Origin of the sequence: Neptunomonas marina (assembly GCF_004005935.1) — a bacterium.
Lineage (GTDB): Bacteria > Pseudomonadota > Gammaproteobacteria > Pseudomonadales > Balneatricaceae > Neptunomonas > Neptunomonas marina.
Window position 1 is genome coordinate 191,538 of sequence record NZ_SACQ01000005.1, and the last position, 16,278, is coordinate 207,815.

General features: G+C 50.6%; 15 protein-coding genes. 8 read left to right on the forward strand and 7 right to left on the reverse strand.

Annotation, left to right across the window (positions count from 1 at the left end):
* Window positions 1–4: 4 nt before the first annotated feature.
* Genes rsmA through EOE65_RS11940 form a run of 4 tightly spaced genes read right to left on the reverse strand, consistent with a single transcriptional unit; the run spans window position 5 to window position 5,606 of the window.
* The gene (gene rsmA / locus EOE65_RS11925) at window positions 5–814 is read right to left on the reverse strand and encodes a 16S rRNA (adenine(1518)-N(6)/adenine(1519)-N(6))-dimethyltransferase RsmA (RefSeq protein ID WP_127694540.1); all 810 of its coding nucleotides are present in this window, start codon (window positions 812–814) and stop codon (window positions 5–7) included.
* Window positions 792–1,811, reverse strand: a complete 1,020-nt coding sequence (pdxA, locus tag EOE65_RS11930) for a 4-hydroxythreonine-4-phosphate dehydrogenase PdxA (RefSeq protein WP_127694541.1) — start codon at window positions 1,809–1,811, stop codon at window positions 792–794. The genes rsmA and pdxA overlap by 23 nt, the downstream gene beginning before the upstream one ends.
* On the reverse strand, window positions 1,811–3,106 hold the full coding sequence (locus EOE65_RS11935) for a peptidylprolyl isomerase (RefSeq protein ID WP_127694542.1): 1,296 nt from the start codon (window positions 3,104–3,106) through the stop codon (window positions 1,811–1,813). Before EOE65_RS11935 ends, pdxA begins: the two co-directional genes overlap by 1 nt.
* Window positions 3,093–5,606 carry an LPS-assembly protein LptD gene (locus EOE65_RS11940; protein WP_164847099.1) on the reverse strand — a complete coding sequence of 838 codons (2,514 nt, stop codon included), beginning with the start codon at window positions 5,604–5,606 and terminating at the stop codon, window positions 3,093–3,095. The genes EOE65_RS11935 and EOE65_RS11940 overlap by 14 nt, the downstream gene beginning before the upstream one ends.
* 115 nt (window positions 5,607–5,721) lie before the next feature.
* Between EOE65_RS11940 and EOE65_RS11945 the strand changes: the two genes are divergently transcribed.
* The 3 genes from EOE65_RS11945 to djlA are packed head-to-tail and all read left to right on the forward strand — an operon-like array spanning window position 5,722 to window position 8,271.
* Window positions 5,722–6,750 carry an aminoglycoside phosphotransferase family protein gene (locus EOE65_RS11945; protein ID WP_127694544.1) on the forward strand — a complete coding sequence of 343 codons (1,029 nt, stop codon included), beginning with the start codon at window positions 5,722–5,724 and terminating at the stop codon, window positions 6,748–6,750.
* Window positions 6,747–7,436: an N-acetylmuramate alpha-1-phosphate uridylyltransferase MurU gene (murU, locus tag EOE65_RS11950; protein WP_127694545.1), complete on the forward strand. Its 690-nt coding sequence runs from the start codon at window positions 6,747–6,749 to the stop codon at window positions 7,434–7,436. Before EOE65_RS11945 ends, murU begins: the two co-directional genes overlap by 4 nt.
* The gene (gene djlA / locus EOE65_RS11955) at window positions 7,426–8,271 is read left to right on the forward strand and encodes a co-chaperone DjlA (protein ID WP_127694546.1); all 846 of its coding nucleotides are present in this window, start codon (window positions 7,426–7,428) and stop codon (window positions 8,269–8,271) included. The genes murU and djlA overlap by 11 nt, the downstream gene beginning before the upstream one ends.
* Window positions 8,272–8,295: 24 nt before the next feature.
* On the opposite strand, the gene EOE65_RS11960 is transcribed toward djlA, so the two are convergent.
* Window positions 8,296–9,450, reverse strand: a complete 1,155-nt coding sequence (locus tag EOE65_RS11960) for a DUF3530 family protein (protein WP_127694547.1) — start codon at window positions 9,448–9,450, stop codon at window positions 8,296–8,298.
* 110 nt (window positions 9,451–9,560) lie between these two features.
* Here EOE65_RS11960 and rpe point away from each other — a divergent pair, with 110 nt between their 5' ends.
* Window positions 9,561–10,235: a ribulose-phosphate 3-epimerase gene (rpe, locus tag EOE65_RS11965; protein ID WP_127694548.1), complete on the forward strand. Its 675-nt coding sequence runs from the start codon at window positions 9,561–9,563 to the stop codon at window positions 10,233–10,235.
* On the forward strand, window positions 10,232–10,894 hold the full coding sequence (locus EOE65_RS11970; protein ID WP_127694549.1) for a phosphoglycolate phosphatase: 663 nt from the start codon (window positions 10,232–10,234) through the stop codon (window positions 10,892–10,894). Before rpe ends, EOE65_RS11970 begins: the two co-directional genes overlap by 4 nt.
* A gap of 207 nt (window positions 10,895–11,101) precedes the next feature.
* On the opposite strand, the gene EOE65_RS11975 is transcribed toward EOE65_RS11970, so the two are convergent.
* Window positions 11,102–12,145: a bifunctional transcriptional activator/DNA repair enzyme AdaA gene (locus EOE65_RS11975; RefSeq protein WP_240656983.1), complete on the reverse strand. Its 1,044-nt coding sequence runs from the start codon at window positions 12,143–12,145 to the stop codon at window positions 11,102–11,104.
* A gap of 236 nt (window positions 12,146–12,381) precedes the next feature.
* Here EOE65_RS11975 and EOE65_RS11980 point away from each other — a divergent pair, with 236 nt between their 5' ends.
* On the forward strand, window positions 12,382–13,299 hold the full coding sequence (locus EOE65_RS11980; protein WP_127694551.1) for a DMT family transporter: 918 nt from the start codon (window positions 12,382–12,384) through the stop codon (window positions 13,297–13,299).
* Window positions 13,300–13,569: 270 nt separating this feature from the next.
* Here EOE65_RS11980 and EOE65_RS11985 read toward each other — a convergent pair whose 3' ends face one another.
* Window positions 13,570–14,130, reverse strand: a complete 561-nt coding sequence (locus EOE65_RS11985; protein ID WP_127694552.1) for a hypoxanthine-guanine phosphoribosyltransferase — start codon at window positions 14,128–14,130, stop codon at window positions 13,570–13,572.
* Window positions 14,131–14,342: 212 nt separating this feature from the next.
* Between EOE65_RS11985 and upp the strand changes: the two genes are divergently transcribed.
* Together upp and EOE65_RS11995 are read left to right on the forward strand one after the other, a co-directional pair.
* The gene (gene upp, locus EOE65_RS11990; RefSeq protein ID WP_127694553.1) at window positions 14,343–14,969 is read left to right on the forward strand and encodes a uracil phosphoribosyltransferase; all 627 of its coding nucleotides are present in this window, start codon (window positions 14,343–14,345) and stop codon (window positions 14,967–14,969) included.
* 14 nt (window positions 14,970–14,983) lie between these two features.
* Window positions 14,984–16,270, forward strand: a complete 1,287-nt coding sequence (locus EOE65_RS11995) for a uracil-xanthine permease family protein (RefSeq protein ID WP_127694554.1) — start codon at window positions 14,984–14,986, stop codon at window positions 16,268–16,270.
* Window positions 16,271–16,278 lie beyond the last annotated feature (8 nt).

Genomic DNA, 16,278 nt, shown 5'->3' on the forward strand with positions numbered 1-16,278 from the left:
GCTCTTATTGCGTTGAACTAAGTTGATCTGCGATCACAATAAAGTCGGCGATCGTTAGGCGTTCCGGACGTAATGTCGGATCAATGCCGATCTCTTCAAGCTTATCTGCACTGATCAGCTCTTTCAAATTGTTGCGCAAAGTTTTACGGCGCTGGGTGAACGCGGTGGTGACCACTCGCTTCAACATGGTGAGATCCTGTGCAACATGAGGCAGCGTTTTATGCGGTGTTAGGCGCACAATGGCAGAATCCACTTTCGGAATAGGGTCGAACGCTTCCGGCGGTACAATAAACAGCGGCTCAACGTCACAGTAATACTGCGCCATGATGCCTAGGCGGCCGTAGTTGTTATCGCCGGGCTTCGCCGCGAGGCGGTCAACCACCTCTTTTTGCAGCATGAAGTGCATATCGAGAATATCACCCGCGTGACTTAGCAAGTGAAAAATGAGCTGAGTCGAGATGTTGTAGGGCAAGTTACCAACAATTCGCAGTGGGCGATCATCATCTTGGCGCAGTTCATTGAAGTCAAACTTCATGGCGTCGGCTTCAAAGATGCGAAACTTATCTTCGTAGCGGAAAAATTTAGTACGTAAGATGGGCGGCAGGTCACGGTCTAGCTCAATCGCATCAAGTGCGCCGGCTTCGCTCAAAATCTCTTCAGTGAGTGCGCCAAGGCCGGGGCCAATCTCCACCATGTGATCGCTCGGGTGCGGTGCAATTGAGCGAATGATCTGGCGAATAATGCCCTGGTCTTGCAGGAAATTCTGGCCAAAGCGTTTACGCGCTTTGTGTTTAATGGGTTTCTTGGCGCTCATGAATACTCTTTGCTTTGTTACGTGCCATATCGCTGGCATATTGGATAGCAAGACGCAGGCTACCTGCATCCGCTCGGCCGGTTCCGGCCAAATCTAGGGCTGTGCCATGATCAACGGAGGTTCGAATAATCGGCATACCTAAGGTGATGTTTACGGCGTTTCCGAAACCTTTGTACTTCAATACGGGCAAGCCCTGGTCGTGATACATCGTAAGCGCAGCGTCGCAGGTTTCTAGGTATTTGGGTGTAAAAAGGGTATCGGCTGGCAATGGGCCAGTCAGTTTCAGGCCTTGTGCCCGCAACGTTGCCAATGTTGGCTCGATCGTTGTTTGCTCTTCGTGCCCAAGGTGTCCACTCTCGCCAGCGTGGGGGTTTAAGCCCGCCACCAAAATATGTGGATCAGCGATGCCAAAATCTTGCTTTAGCGAGGTGTGAAGCACCGTTACTACGTCTGTTAAACGCTCAGGTGTGATCGCCGCAGATACAGCCGATAGCGGCAGATGAGTCGTGACAAGCGCCACGCGAAGCCCCTCTGTAGCCAGCATCATAACAACCTGAGGTGTTTGTGTGATCGCCTCGAAGTACTCAGTATGCCCGGTAAATGCAATACCGCCCTCGTTGATAACACCCTTGTGTACCGGTGCTGTAACGATGGCATCGAAGCGCCCAGCTAGGCTCTCTTCAGCCGCGATGCGCAATGTCTCGACGACGTAGGCTGCATTATCAGGGTTAAGCTCACCGGCAACGGCAGGGCGTTTCAGTTCAACCGGATAAACCTTGATAGTGCGAGGGATATGCGGCGTCGGTTCGGTATCAAATGTGCAGCGCTCTATCGCAATCGGTAAGTTGAGCTGGCGTGCTCTTGTGATCAGCAGTTCTGGGTCACAAATGGCGATCAGCTCATCTGAATATGCCTGTTGCGCAATCATGATAACCAAGTCTGGACCGATGCCCGCCGGCTCTCCGACGGTAATAGCGATGCGTTTACATTGACTCATCAGTTCTTAATCTCAACATAGGCTTGTGAGCGCAGCTCGCGCAGCCAGTTCGCAAGTTCTTCATCAAACTTACGCTTACTGATGGCGGCTTTGGCCTGTGACTCTTGCATCTCATCGCCCATGTTTTTGGTACGGCGGTCTTCAACTTCGAGGATGTGCCAACCGAAACGCGATTGGAAAGGTTCACTAATTTGGCCGGGTTCAGAGCGTGTCATAACCTGTTCAAACTCCGGTACCATTTGGCCTGGAGACGCCCAGCCCAACGCACCGCCTTCAGAGCCGCTACCTTTGTCATCGCTCAGTTCGCGGGCAATTTCATCAAACGGCTCACCTTGTTGTAGACGGTTGTAGATACGGTCGATCAAGCGCTTAGCCTGCGCAGGTGAGCGGATTTCGCTCGGCTTAATCAAAATGTGGCGCACTTTGGTTTGATTAACTAGTTCTACCGCGCCACCGCGCGTGTCGCGTACTTGTGCGATATAAAATCCGCTTGGCGCACGAATCGGGGTGCTGATCTCACCGCTATTCAGGTCGGCCACCGCTTCAGCCAAGGGCTCTGGGAGTTCATTCAGGCGTCTCCAGCCCATATCACCGCCGTTGAGTGCGTTCGGGGCATCGGAGGATGCAATCGCAACATCCGCAAAATCGGCGCCTGCACGTAACTCTGTAGCGATCTCGTCAATGCGAGTTTTCGCGTCTTGAATCGCTTGCGGCGATGCCTCTTGCGGCAGAGCCGCAAGGATGATGCTCAATAGAACTTCAACCTGTTGGTTGGCATTCGAGTTCTGCTTGAGATAGTTGCGGATCTCTTGGTCAGAAACACGAATACGGCGGTTGACGTTACTTTGCTGGACTTGGGTCACAAGCATTTCGTTGCGGATCTGTTCGCGTGCGGCTTCGTAATTCTGCCCTTCAGCAATGAGTGCTTGGCGAAACTGCGGCACGGTCATGCCGTTGCGTGAAGCGATCGACTCAACGGCTTGGTTGAGCTGACGATCCGAGATACGGATACCTTGGCGCTCTGCAAGCTGTTTCAGCAAGCTATCAAGCACGAGACGATCCATCACCTGTGAGCGCAGTACTTGCGGATTGGGGACAAGCTGCCCTCGCGCTTGTACGCGCTGAGTCACCAAAGCGAGGCGCTGTGTAAACTCAGACTCAAGGATGATGTCGTTATTTACGATCGCAGCAACGCCATCGAGGGCGATCCGCTCGGCATAGGCCGCAGGGCTGGCGATGAATGCCGACGTGATCGCGACAAGGCTGTAGCGGCGCAGTTGCTTAATAATACTCATTGTTCTCTTCACGCTGTTCAAATCCTGTGATCTTCTCTAAGAAGGTGGACCCACCACTGGTTCCGAAGTTGCCCAATCCCTTCAGCATAAACTGGATGTAGATAGAGTTGTCTTTCTCGTCATTGTCCTTCAACCAGCGGCGCGCGATAACGCGTGTACGCCAGCAGCAGCTTTCATATTCAACCCCGAAAGCTGTGTCGATATCGTCTTCGTTCAACCAGTCATACTGCCAGACGCCCAATGTTGACCAGCGGTTATTAACTGGCCAGATGAAAGAGGCGGTACTCTGTTCACGCACATCCTCTTTAAAGCGGTAGCTAAAGCTCGCGATACGGTTGATATCTTCTTCGTAACGCACCGAAAAGTTATTTTCCGTGTTCTGGAATTGGGTGTGATCGAAGTTTGCATCAAAAGTTGCAATGACGCGTTGGTTTGGTCGCCAGTTGACGGTTGTGGCGATATCGCTGAACTTATCATCGATAAGGTGCGCATCCTCTTCGTTGAGTTTTACGCTCGGCTTCTCGAAGAAGTACGCTTGGCCAACACTCGCGCTGACGGCTTCGCGGCCTTGGTCATCAATTAAGCGAGTGGTAACCCCCATGGATATCTGCTGAGCATCACCAATGCGGTCTTGTCCACTAAAACGGTTGTAGCGAAACAGCGAACGGTAGCTAAAGTCGTAGGCGGCTGAGTCAAAGTCAGGAATGTGTGACTGGTCTTTCTCTGGGACGTATAAGCCAAATAAGCGTGGCTCGAGCGTTTGCATATAATCGTTACCGATAATATGCGTATCGCGCTCGAATACAACACCGGAGTCAATACTCAGCACAGGCACTGCAACGGATGGCGTATCATCAAGACCGGCTAGTTGGTTATCGAGTGAGTACTGTGTATACCAGAACTTAGCCGAAGGTTTCACATAGCCCCATTGGTTTCGGAAGCTGGCGGTCAGCGTAGGCTCGAAATGGATTCGGTCGCCGATAATGCGGTCTGCGCCGGTTAAGCCATCGAGATCACGATCAAAGCGGTTGAAGTCGATCAGGTAGCGCGCATCCAGCCAAGATTTACCTGTATTGGGTGTGCCGATAAAGCTGATTTGGGGCAAACGGCGATAGGGCGCCAAGGTGTCATCAATGGTTTGGTAGCTTTGCAATGCAATATGCGCTTGCCATTGGCTTTCTATATAGGAGAGTCGCGCATAACGATTCAGGTGGCTTTGCTCGGTGATGTCTAGGCCGGACCCCACATCATCGAAATAGTCGTTGTCGCTAACCGCGAGGTAGTCGATTTTGCTACGCCAGTGCGCGCCTTGCTTGCCATCATGTTCAAGGCCTAGCAGCCACCGTGTATCTCCGTAGCGTCGATCATCCGGCAAAACGGCGGTGCTTAAAGTGTTGAGTGAGTACTCGTTCATGTAACGGAACTCGTTTTCAAGCATCAAGCCGCGCTTCTCGAAGTAACGTGGTGTCAGGGTATCGTCCATATGAGGGGCGATATTGAAGTAGTAAGGGGTGGATAGCTCCAAACCCTCGCTACTGGTGTAGCGGATCGAAGGGTATAAAAAGCCTGATAGGCGTTTATCATCGATCGGGAAATAAAATATCGGCACATAAAGCACCGGCACATTACCAAGGCGCAGTGTTGCGTTCTCGGCACGACCAAAGCCACTTGCTTGATCGAGTTGAATTTCAGACGCCGCTACCTGCCATGATTCAACCCCCGGCGGGCACTGTGTATAGGTGCCGTCGGTGATCGTGATGGTGCGGTCTTCGTTGCGAGATACCTTCGCAACGGAGCCGCGGATGCGTTGCTCATGTAGAACGTACTCGGCATCGTATAACGTGGTGGTCGCGGTGTTGGTATTAGACTCTGCACGCTTACCCGTTAGGAGCATACCGGGTTCTCGATAGGTTGCTCCGCCACTCAACGTGATTTGCCCCGTTTCCTGATCGATCAGTGCTGACGAGCTATAAAGGCTACGCTGACCTTGGACGATTTTTACACTTCCGGTCAACTCTGTACCCAATCCTAGCTGAGCGATGCCTTTATCTGCATCAATAACAACGGGTTGCTCGGAGAACGGCGTACCATCGCCCTCAGGTAGATCGGGCTGAATATATTGACCTGCACAGAGTTGGCCATCTCCGCGGCGCTGTGGGTACCAATCGAGATACGAATAGCGGCCTTGGCGCGATGTTGCTGGCGCTGTCTGTGTTGCTGCTGGCTGTACCGTTGGTTTAGCGGCGCTTGATACAGCTGGTGCTGCAACCGCTGATTGGCCGTTAGTGCTGGTGGGGTTCGCCGGTGCTTGAGCCGGTGCCGCTGTGGTTTGTCTGGGAGCACCCAGTGCTTGGGAGGACTTTTCAGCGCAACTCCAGCTACCATCGACCGCCTCGCAGTCCCAACCAGCGTTGGCTGCGGTAGCAAGTTCTGATTGAGATAAAAGAGCAGCAGTAATCGCGAGCGTTAGCTTATGAGCGCGGACTTTCTGAAACGGCATCCAATGTTCCAATAGCTGGGTAAAGAGCAGGAAACTCTTTATTCTTCGGTTGAGTAAGTTATAGAGTCTGGAATAATAAACATTCATAGTTAGTTGTGCTAGAGGAAACCACAGGATGGGGCAGCGTTTATCAGGCTTGTTAGCATGGGTTGAAAAGTTAGAAGCAGAGAACCGTCTGCCGATTCAAGGCGGCTGGGATGTTAAGCCTGTATCTGGTGATGCGAGTTTTAGACGTTACTTTCGTGTAAGCAGTGGCTCTGGTAATTGGATTGCTGTTGACGCACCGCCAGAAAAAGAGGCGAGTGATATTTTTGTACAGATCGCCAATAGCTGGCGTGAGGCGGGCATATCAGTGCCGGAGGTGATCGCGGCTGACCTTGAACAGGGTTATATGCTGTTGGAAGATTTCGGTGATCGTCTGCTGCTGCCAGCGCTCACGAACGATTCGGTTGATGCCCTCTATCGCTCAGCAATGGCAGAACTATTAAAGATTCAGACACTCGAGCGAGGTGATCTTCCTCCTTATGATGCCGTTCTATTGCAGCGGGAAATGCTGCTGTTTAGCACATGGTTTGTTGAGGAGTTCCTCGCGTTAAATCTGACTCAAGCTGAACATGACTGCATTGCAGCGGCTTTCCACGCCTTGCAGGAAAGTGCGTTAGAGCAACCGGCTGTAGTGGTACACCGGGATTATCATTCGCGCAATCTCATGCTGAAAGAAGATGACAGTTTTGGTGTGATCGATTTCCAAGATGCCGTGTATGGCCCGATCACCTACGATCTCGTTTCTTTACTACGTGACTGCTACGTTTGCTGGCCGGATGAATATGTTTACAGTTGGGTGGAAAGTTACCGCCTGCAGGCGCAGAGTGCAGCTTTGATCAAAGATGTACCGGCGGGGGTGTTTGCTCAGTGGTTTGATTTGATGGGTACACAGCGCCACCTGAAAGCGATTGGCATCTTTGCACGCTTAAGCATCCGTGATAACAAACACGGCTATTTGCAAGATATTCCGCGCACGATGGGATATGTGGTTAAAGTAGTCAAACGCTACGAAACGCTGCATCCGTTTGCCGAGCTTCTGACTACCCGTATTCTACCCGCGATGTCGGACAAAGACCTGTCGGTGGATCCCTATCTATGAGAGCAATGATCCTCGCTGCCGGATTAGGTACTCGGCTGCGTCCGTTCACTCTGCACACACCAAAGCCTCTTGTTCCTGTCGCTGATAAGCCGCTTATCGAGTATCACTTAGAAAAGCTCGCGAAAGCGGGCTTTTGTGAGGTCTTGATCAATCACGCGTGGCTTGGCGACAAGCTTGAAAGCGCGTTGGGTGATGGTAGCCGCTGGGAGCTCAATATTACTTACTCAAGAGAAGGTGAGCCCTTAGAAACAGGTGGCGGTATCTTTAAAGCGCTGAGTTGGCTGTCACCAAGCGGCGAGTCCTTTCTTGTGATCAATGGTGATGTACTGACGGATATCGATTTTAACGCAGTGTGCGAGCACGCAACGCGTTATGATGCGTCTGCTCATTTGGTGTTGGTCGATAACCCTGAGCATCATCTAGGCGGCGATTTTGGGTTGAGCTCGGTCGGTCGAGTCATGGATCGTGAGCCTTTGCTAACATTCTCGGGTGTGAGCGTACTAAATCCCACGCTTTTTTCCGGTCAACAAGGCGGAGCATTTCCGTTAGGTCCGCTACTGCGGGCGGCGATTACACGGGGTGAGGTAAGCGGTGAGCATCATAAAGGAGCGTGGATAGATGTCGGTACACCTGAGCGGTTATCTCAGGCAACGATGATGGTAAATGAGGAAAAGTATGAGTTTTGATCCACAAGCACTGGGCCAGCAAGCGGGCGAGGTGGTGCGTAAGTACCGAGGGAGCCTGATCGTTGGTGGCCTCATCGGTCTTATTTCGGGTGGTTTGCCCGGCCTCTTTATCGGCGCAGCCGTGGCTGCATTGCTGGCGAAAGCGTTAGTGAGCTTTTTGACAGGCGGCTATTCTCCGCAGGCGATCTTCTTTAAAGCAACCTTCTGCGTGATGGGAAAGATCGCTAAGGCGGATGGTCGGGTCAGCGAAACAGAGATCCAATACGCGAAAGATGTGATGGCGCGGATGAATCTCAGCCCCGAAAAGCGGAAAGAAGCCATCGACTGCTTCACCGAAGGTAAGGATGAGCAGTTTGATATTGCCCAGGTGCTCACGCCGCTTTCGCGTTTAGTGCAGGCACGCCCTGAGATCAAAATCATGTTCCTAGAGATCCAACTACAGGCAGCTATGGCTGATGGTGAGATCTCCCAAGCCGAACAAGCAGTACTGCAACAGGTCTGTGCTTTGTTGAAGATGTCTGGTCCTGAGATGGCGGCACTGCTCGCGCGTATGCAGGCGCAGCAAGCATTTCATCAGCAAAGTTACCATGGCCACTATCAGCCCGGTGTTTCACCCGCTGAACTGCTGAAAGAGGCCTATGGGGTGCTCGGAGTAGCGGAAGCTGCCAGCGATAAAGAGGTGAAACAAGCGTATCGTAAGCTGATGAGCCAGCACCATCCGGATAAGTTGGTTGCCAAGGGGCTGCCGCCGGAAATGATGGATCTTGCCAAGGAAAAAACGCAAGAGATCCAAGCCGCATACGATCGTATTAAAACGGCACGCAAAGCCGCTTGATGTTTTGAGCCACTGAAGATGATGTTAAATGGCGTCGTCTTTAGTTGGCGGAGCCGCGCTGCCAGGGCGTAGCTCCGTTGTTGGTGCTGGATCGGCTTTGCGGGTCACTTTCTTTTTGTCGCGCTCAGCGGCAACGATATGTTTCTCTAAAACACCACGGGTGTAGCGTACCAGCCATGCTTCACCTTGTGAGGTTGTCGTCACTTTAGGTAGCCGTATCTGGTGGTAGTTGTTGAGCTCGTTACGCTTTGCTGCAATTAAACGCTGCTTTGCGTCGAATGTATTAGGCGCGAGTCGATTGCTTGGTGGTGTTGCGCTGTAGAGCTCAATGGTGGTGAGCTTTAACTTTGGAATGACTGCTTGTAAGTTGGGAGCGCTGATATCAGCTGACGCCATCGGGTTGATCAGCATTAAACGGATATTTTTCTCACCTTGAATGGCCTCTGCAATACCTGCCGCCCATGTAGCCCCCGAACCGATACCTACAATTACCACGCGTTGAGCCTCGCGCTTAAAGAGTTCATCCAAGGCACTATTGGTTAAAGCGAGAATTTTTTCAGCGCGATCTGATGTTTGTGCTGGTTTCTCTTCACTCTCGTTAGGTTCTGATGTGGTCGCTGCGTTAGGCGCACTCGGCGCTTCGTCGGTGCTAGGTGTCGGCTCTTCTGTTGCTTCTGCTTCTTCGCTGGGCGCGTCTGCGGGTTGACGTTTGATAAGCTTGAGAACCGGTAACGTGCGCTCGGGGATAGCGGGTTCTATTGGGCGGGGCAGCGGTAGTGCTAGCGTCGCCCAGCCATATGCCGGTAGTTGTGAACGTAGCGCCTCAGCAATCAAGGGCCAGCGCTGGTGCTGAGTGTCATCCGCCATGATAAGTAGAGCACCTTTGGCCTCGGTTGTTTCACGGTCTCGGTAGAAGGCTGGAAAGCGCTCGTCATTCTGCTCAATCACAATGACTTCGCTGAGTGGGTCGGCCAGTTGCCGCTCTAAGTCAGCTTGAAGCGAGGTGAAAGGGGTTGGTTCTGTTCTGGGTGGCGGCGGTGTCGCGGGCGTGCTGGCTTCCTCTGTGACCTCTGCAGTGGCGTCATCATCTGCGACGGGAGTCTCTGCGAACGATACGACGCTTGCGAGCGAGCATAATAGAAACAGAAAAGATGAGGTCAGAACGCCGCGTTGTTTCATGATCGTGTGTCGTTAATCTCTTAAATCTATGGGCAAATGACTCCCTCAACTGAGCGAGCTTGGGTACAATAGTGGCCTTAAATCCACAGACTCTCAAGGCTCGCTCTATTATGACCGATTTTCTGATCGCACCCTCTATCCTTTCTGCGGACTTCGCTCGATTAGGGGAAGAAGTTGATAACGTTCTCGCTGCAGGCGCGGATATTGTGCACTTTGATGTGATGGATAATCACTATGTGCCTAACTTAACGATTGGGCCGATGGTGTGTAAGGCGTTGCGCAATCATGGCGTGACAGCGCCGATTGATGTACATCTGATGGTAAAACCGGTTGATCGCATGATTGGCGACTTTATTGAAGCGGGTGCAAGTTACATCACCTTCCACCCAGAAGCGTCTGAGCATATTGATCGCTCCTTGCAGATGATCCGTGATGGCGGATGTAAGTCGGGTTTGGTATTCAACCCCGCAACGCCACTGCATTACCTTGACCATGTTATGGATAAGGTCGACATGATCTTGCTGATGTCCGTTAACCCAGGGTTTGGGGGGCAGAAGTTTATCCCAGGAACACTAGACAAGCTGCGCCAAGCGCGTGAGCTAATCGACGCTAGTGGGTATGATATTCGCTTGGAAGTTGATGGTGGCGTGGGTGTTGGCAATATTGCTGAGATCGCACAAGCCGGCGCAGATACTTTTGTTGCTGGATCTGCCATTTTTAATACCGATGACTATCAAAGCACGATCGATGCGATGCGCGCCGAGCTTGCCAAAGTCACACGATGAAAACACTGTTTGATGGCCAGTGGCCGGATCTAGTGCTGTTTGATTTAGATGGCACCTTGGTAGATAGCGTTCCGGATCTTGCCGCTGCTGTGGATGCGATGCTGGCGCAGTTCGGTAGTGATGTGGCGGGTCAGCAGCGTGTCGAGACATGGGTCGGGAATGGCGCGCAAACGCTAGTCGAGCGTGCTCTGAGCTGGGCGGATTTAAGCGAAGTTAGCGTGGCTGATGCGCTGGCGTGCTTTCTGCATCATTATGAGGGGAATTTAGCTGGCGCGAGTTACCTTTATAAGGGGGTGGAGCCATTGTTATCGGGGCTTAAGCAGCTAGGAGTACCGATGGCTGTGGTCACTAATAAACCGATTGCTCTGACTCACCCTTTGTTGGCTGCGCTTAAGATCGATCATTACTTCAGTGCTGTTGTTGGCGGCGATAGTTTTGCTCAGAAAAAGCCGGCGCCGATGCCATTACTCAATGTGATGGAAACTCATCAAGTCTCTGCGGACAGAACCCTCATGGTGGGGGATTCGATTAATGATGTTGCAGCTGCTCGCGCAGCGGGTTGTAAGGTTGTGGCGGTTACCTATGGTTATAACCATGGGGAGCCGATAGAAGCGACAGGGCCTGATAAAATCGTTGATCGCCTTGATGAGTTACTTTGAATAAGGGCGCTTATTGCTAAAGCTCTCGTCTTCTATCATCTCTTAAAAAATACCTAGCCATGTGTTAGGTATTTTTTATTAGGAAACCATATAGGTGGCTTTAATGGGGTGAATTAAGCCGGATGAAGACCCTAGCGCAAAGGTACTGTCTAAATTCTATTGGCATAACGTTACGAGATAGGTCTTCATGGTATGAGGATAAGGTTGTTAGTCTCTCTGACGTTGTTTTTCCATATCCAATAGTGCTTGTTTACGTTCGGAGCCCCATCTATAACCTCCAAGGCTGCCGTCACCTCTCAATACTCTGTGGCAAGGAATTAAAACCGCGATACGATTTTTCGCGCAAGCAGTAGCGACGGAGCGGAAGGCCGTGGGCCTACCGATTTGATTAGCTACCTCACCATAGCTTAGTGTATCCCCCTCTTTGATGCTCAAAAGGAACTTCCAAACTTTGATTTGGAAGGCTGTACCTTGCATATCAAGTGGTAGGTCGGGCTTTGGCGCACCATTGCTCAAATGTAAGTTCACAGCATCTATCCAATTGTCTAGCTCCGGTGCTTCTTGAGCGGGCGAGCAGATCAACTCAGCTTTGGGAAATTCTGTTGAAAGTGCAGTGAGCAAAGATTGCTTTTGCTGTCCAAATTGAAGGAAACATACCCCTTTACCGGTTGCAGCCATAAGAACCAAACCGTATGTGGTGTCACGACAGGCGTAGAAGATAACCTCTCCCGCTCCCCCCGCTTTGTATGATTTTGGTTGCATACCAAGGCTGCGCGACTCTTCACCGTATACACGGCTGATGGAACCAAAGCCAGAATCATAAATGGCCTCGGTTATACTGCCGCTCTTTTTTCTTAGAAAGTACTTAAACATCTGAATACGAATGGCATCTTGGTAGGACTTTGGTGAAACACCAAACGCCTTCTTGAAGGCACGTTGCAATCTTGATGGTGACACTCCTGCCATACCTGACAGGCTCGATAGCGTCAGTTTTTCATCGGCATGGTCTTCGATATAGCGGGCGATTTTGATCAAGCTTATGCTTCCTGCCCAGTCAGGGTTGAGCAGACAAGCCTTGCAAGGCTGGTAGCCGGCTTGTGTGGCGTCTTTAATCGTCCGAAAAAACTCAAGCTTCTCTAAATCGATTTGGTTTGATGTGCATGACGGCTTGCAAAAAATACCTGTACCGACCATCCCATAAAAAAACTGGCCATCGCGGGATGGGTCCTTAGATGATATCGCTTCTTTCATAACGCGATCCGGTGGCAATGTCATGATGTGACCTTCGTAGTTCCTCAGTATTCAGGCATGTAACCATTTATCACACGAAATGAATATCCGATTATTGCGCTAAAACTCGAAGCTCTGTGCGGGGTTGTTCGTCATTGCCTAGGGCGTATGGTGGCACAGTGCAAGAAACGGATGTTATCCGGCATTGTTGAGTAATAGTCTGGCTAAAACCTGAAATATTGATAAAGGAGATAGTCATGGTTTCACCGGTTAATACACTCATGGGGGTTCGTGAGTGGTTAATGCTTTTGACTCTTTCACTACTTTGGGGAGGGTCGTTTTTCTTTATCGGTGTCGCTGTGCTAGAGCTTCAGCCGTTGACGATTGTGGCATTAAGGTTAGGTATCGCAGCGAGTGTCCTGTGGGCAATAGTTTTTTTTATGAAGTTATTTCCCGTTGTTGATCTAAAGTTGCTCGGCGCGTTCTTATGCATGGGTATTCTGAATAATGTTATTCCCTTCACGCTCATTGTATGGGGACAGACTCAAATTGCGTCAGGGGTGGCATCAATTCTCAATGCTTCAACACCAATATTTACCGTGGTTGTAGCTGGAGTAGTGCTAAGCGACGAGAGGGCAACGCTTTTAAAACTTCTAGGTGTAATCATTGGTTTTTTAGGTGTTGTGATGGTTTTGGGTATACCAAATGCTAACGATGAAAATAGCTTTTTGGCGCAACTAGCCATTATCGCCGCGGCGTTATCCTATGCTTTTGCTGGTGTCTATGGAAGACGCTTTAAAGCGATGTCAATACACCCAATAATCACGGCTGCAGGACAAGTAACAGCATCTTTTTTCGTGATTCTCCCCATCTGTATGCTCGTTGAAACTGGGGCTGAGTTTGACCGTATCAGCGCCGAAGTATGGTTGGCGATTGCTGGGTTGGCTGTATTCTCTACGGCTATTGCCTATGTGTTGTACTTCAGGATACTCGAGTCCTCAGGAGCAACAAATCTGTTGCTTGTTACTCTTTTGATCCCAGTGTCTGCGATATTTCTCGGCTGGTTGTTTCTTGATGAAACGTTAGCGATGGAACATTTTTTCGGTATGGGTTTGATCGCGCTTGGCCTATCAGTAGTTGATGGACGTATATGGATGCGAAAAACTAACGCTTAACGAAGTCTGTTAGTACTCTCTGGGATGCACGGTCAGCTTCACGGTATCGGCTAGTGCGTCTTTTCCTAGACGTGTATTTCGTTAGGGTATATCGGAGGCTTGAAATGAGAGTCTATCGGGTGAGCAGTTCTAAAAGCTTCGGCTTTGAGGAGGTAGGTTTTAGCTACCTCCTTAGGCAATATCTATTCAGTCACTGGATACATCAGATCAAGCGGATACCACTGCCTTGTGAGCGCACCATAGGTGGTATCTTTTTGGGGTAGGTGTGAATTACAGCCCTTTAACCGCATAAATGCCGGGTGCGTTACGCCAGTACCCGTGGTAGTCCATGCCGTAGCCGAAGATGTAACGGTCTTCGACCTCAAGTGCGGCAAAATCAGGCTTTAGGCCCGGAGTCGCTTTACGATCATGTAGTTTGTCTACGAGTACCGCAGTTTTCACCTCACTCGCACCTTTGGCTTGGCAGTAGTTGATGATCTCAACCAGCGTATGGCCTTCGTCAAGAATATCGTCAACGATAAGCACTGGGCGTCCGGTAAAGTCGATCATCGGCGGAACTTTCCACTCTAGCTCATGCCCAGACGTAGTGTTGCGATAGCGCGTGGCGTGCATATAACCCGCTTCTAGTGGGAAATCCAATTTGGTGAGGAGCTTGCCACCGATTACGAGGCCGCCGTTCATGATGCTGAAAATAACCGGGTTTTTATCTTTCCATGATGCCGTAATTTCAGCCGCCATTGTGTTAATTGAGGCTTCAATCTCCGCCTCGCTGAATAGCAAATCGGCGTCTGAGTAAACTTGTTTGATATGGTCAATATCGGTTTTCGGCATTGTGTCTGTACCGCTATGTTTTGGCTACCAAGGCAACCATGTGATTAAAACAGGAGGTTTAATCGGCGAAACTCTACTCATCCTGCGAAAAAAGGGCAAGATCTAAACAAGGAATCATGACATCTGAGTCAGGTTTCTTTACTATTTCGCCCTGAGGATTGTTTGGAAAAAATGGTGCCGGGAATCGCATCGCAGGCCAAAAGAGATTGAGAATGAGCGTCCAAGAAATTAAACACCCATTAGTACGTCACAAGCTGAGCTTAATGCGCGAAGGCGATAAAAGCACACGTAGCTTCCGACAACTGGCAGCCGAGGTGGGTGCGCTGCTAACTTACGAAGCAACCAAAGACCTAGAACTGGAAGAGTATGACCTCGAAGGTTGGTGTGGTCCTATCAAAGGGGAGCGCATTAAGGGTAAGAAGTTTACTGTAGTGCCTATCCTGCGTGCCGGTATCGGTATGCTAGACGGTGTACTTGATCTTGTGCCAAGTGCGAAGATCAGTGTGGTGGGTCTGTACCGTGATGAAGAGACGCTAGAGCCTGTTCCTTACTTTGAGAAGCTTGCGCACGATATCGAAGAGCGTATGGCTTTGATTGTTGACCCGATGCTTGCGACGGGTGGCTCTATGATATCAACGATCGATATGTTGAAAAATGCCGGTTGTACGAGTATCCGTGCGCTGGTGCTGGTAGCAGCGCCTGAAGGTATTGCAAAGGTACAAGAAGCACATCCTGATGTTGAGTTGTTCACCGCCTCGATTGATAGCCATCTGAACGAAGCGGGCTATATCATTCCTGGTTTGGGGGATGCTGGCGACAAAATCTTTGGCACCAAGTAAGAGAGCCCCACATCATGAATACGGAAGACTCAACATTTAAAACGGCATTAGCCGGTGCCCAAATGCTCTTTGTAGCATTCGGGGCGCTCGTGCTAATGCCTTTATTGACTGGCCTTGACCCAAGCGTTGCGCTCTTTACCGCAGGTATTGGTACGCTGCTGTTTCAATTTATCACGAAACGTATGGTGCCAATTTTCCTGGCATCCTCGTTCGCATTTATCGCGCCTATCCTTTATAGCGTACAGACATGGGGTGTATCCGATACGTTAGGTGGTTTGCTAGCCGCTGGTATCGTTTACATGGTGTTAGGTACGTTGGTGAAGCTCAAAGGTGTCGGGTTTCTGCACCGCTTAATGCCTCCCGTGGTGACCGGCCCGGTTATTATGGTGATCGGCCTTGGTCTTGCACCTGTTGCCGTTAACATGGCGATGGGTAAAACAGGAGATGGCGCTGCTGAGCTGTTTCCGTACCAAGATGCGATGATCGTCTCGATGGTATCGCTGGTAACAACGTTGTTAGTGGCGTCCTATGCCAAAGGCATGTTCCGTCTAGTGCCTATTTTGTTCGGTGTGGCTGCTGGCTACATCGTTGCACTGAGCATGGGAATGGTGAGCTTTGATAAAGTTGCAGCTGCGCCGTTGTTTGCTGTGCCTAACTTCACCTTCCCAACGTTAAATTGGCAGGCAATACTCTTCATGATACCTGTTGCGATTGCCCCGGCTATCGAGCATGTCGGCGATATCTTGGCGATCAGCAATGTGACCGGTAAAGACTATGTGAAAAAACCGGGGCTGCATCGCACGATCTTCGGTGATGGTGTCGCGACATCTGCAGCGGCTTTGCTAGGTGGTCCGCCAAATACCACTTACTCCGAAGTCACCGGTGCGGTGATGCTGACCAAAGCGTTTAATCCAAAGGTAATGATCTGGGCAGCTGTGTTTGCAGTGATCATGGCTTTGGTTGCGAAGTTCGGCATCTTCCTGCAAACGATTCCAACGCCTGTCATGGGTGGCATCCTAATTTTGCTATTCGGATCAATTGCTGCCGTGGGTTTGAACACGTTAATTAAAGCGCGTGTTGACCTTGGCGAGCAGCGTAATCTAGTGATCGTTGCGACCGTATTGGTATTCGGTATCGGTGGCATGGTTGTGGGCGGTAATGATTTCAGCCTGCAAGGTATCAGCCTGTGTGGTTTGGTAGCGATTGTATTGAATTTGATCCTACCGGTATCTGCACCGGAAGCTGATGATCTGCATGAAGAGCAAGATTTAGTAGACGATATTTTGAAGCACAGTAAGTAAGCAAATAG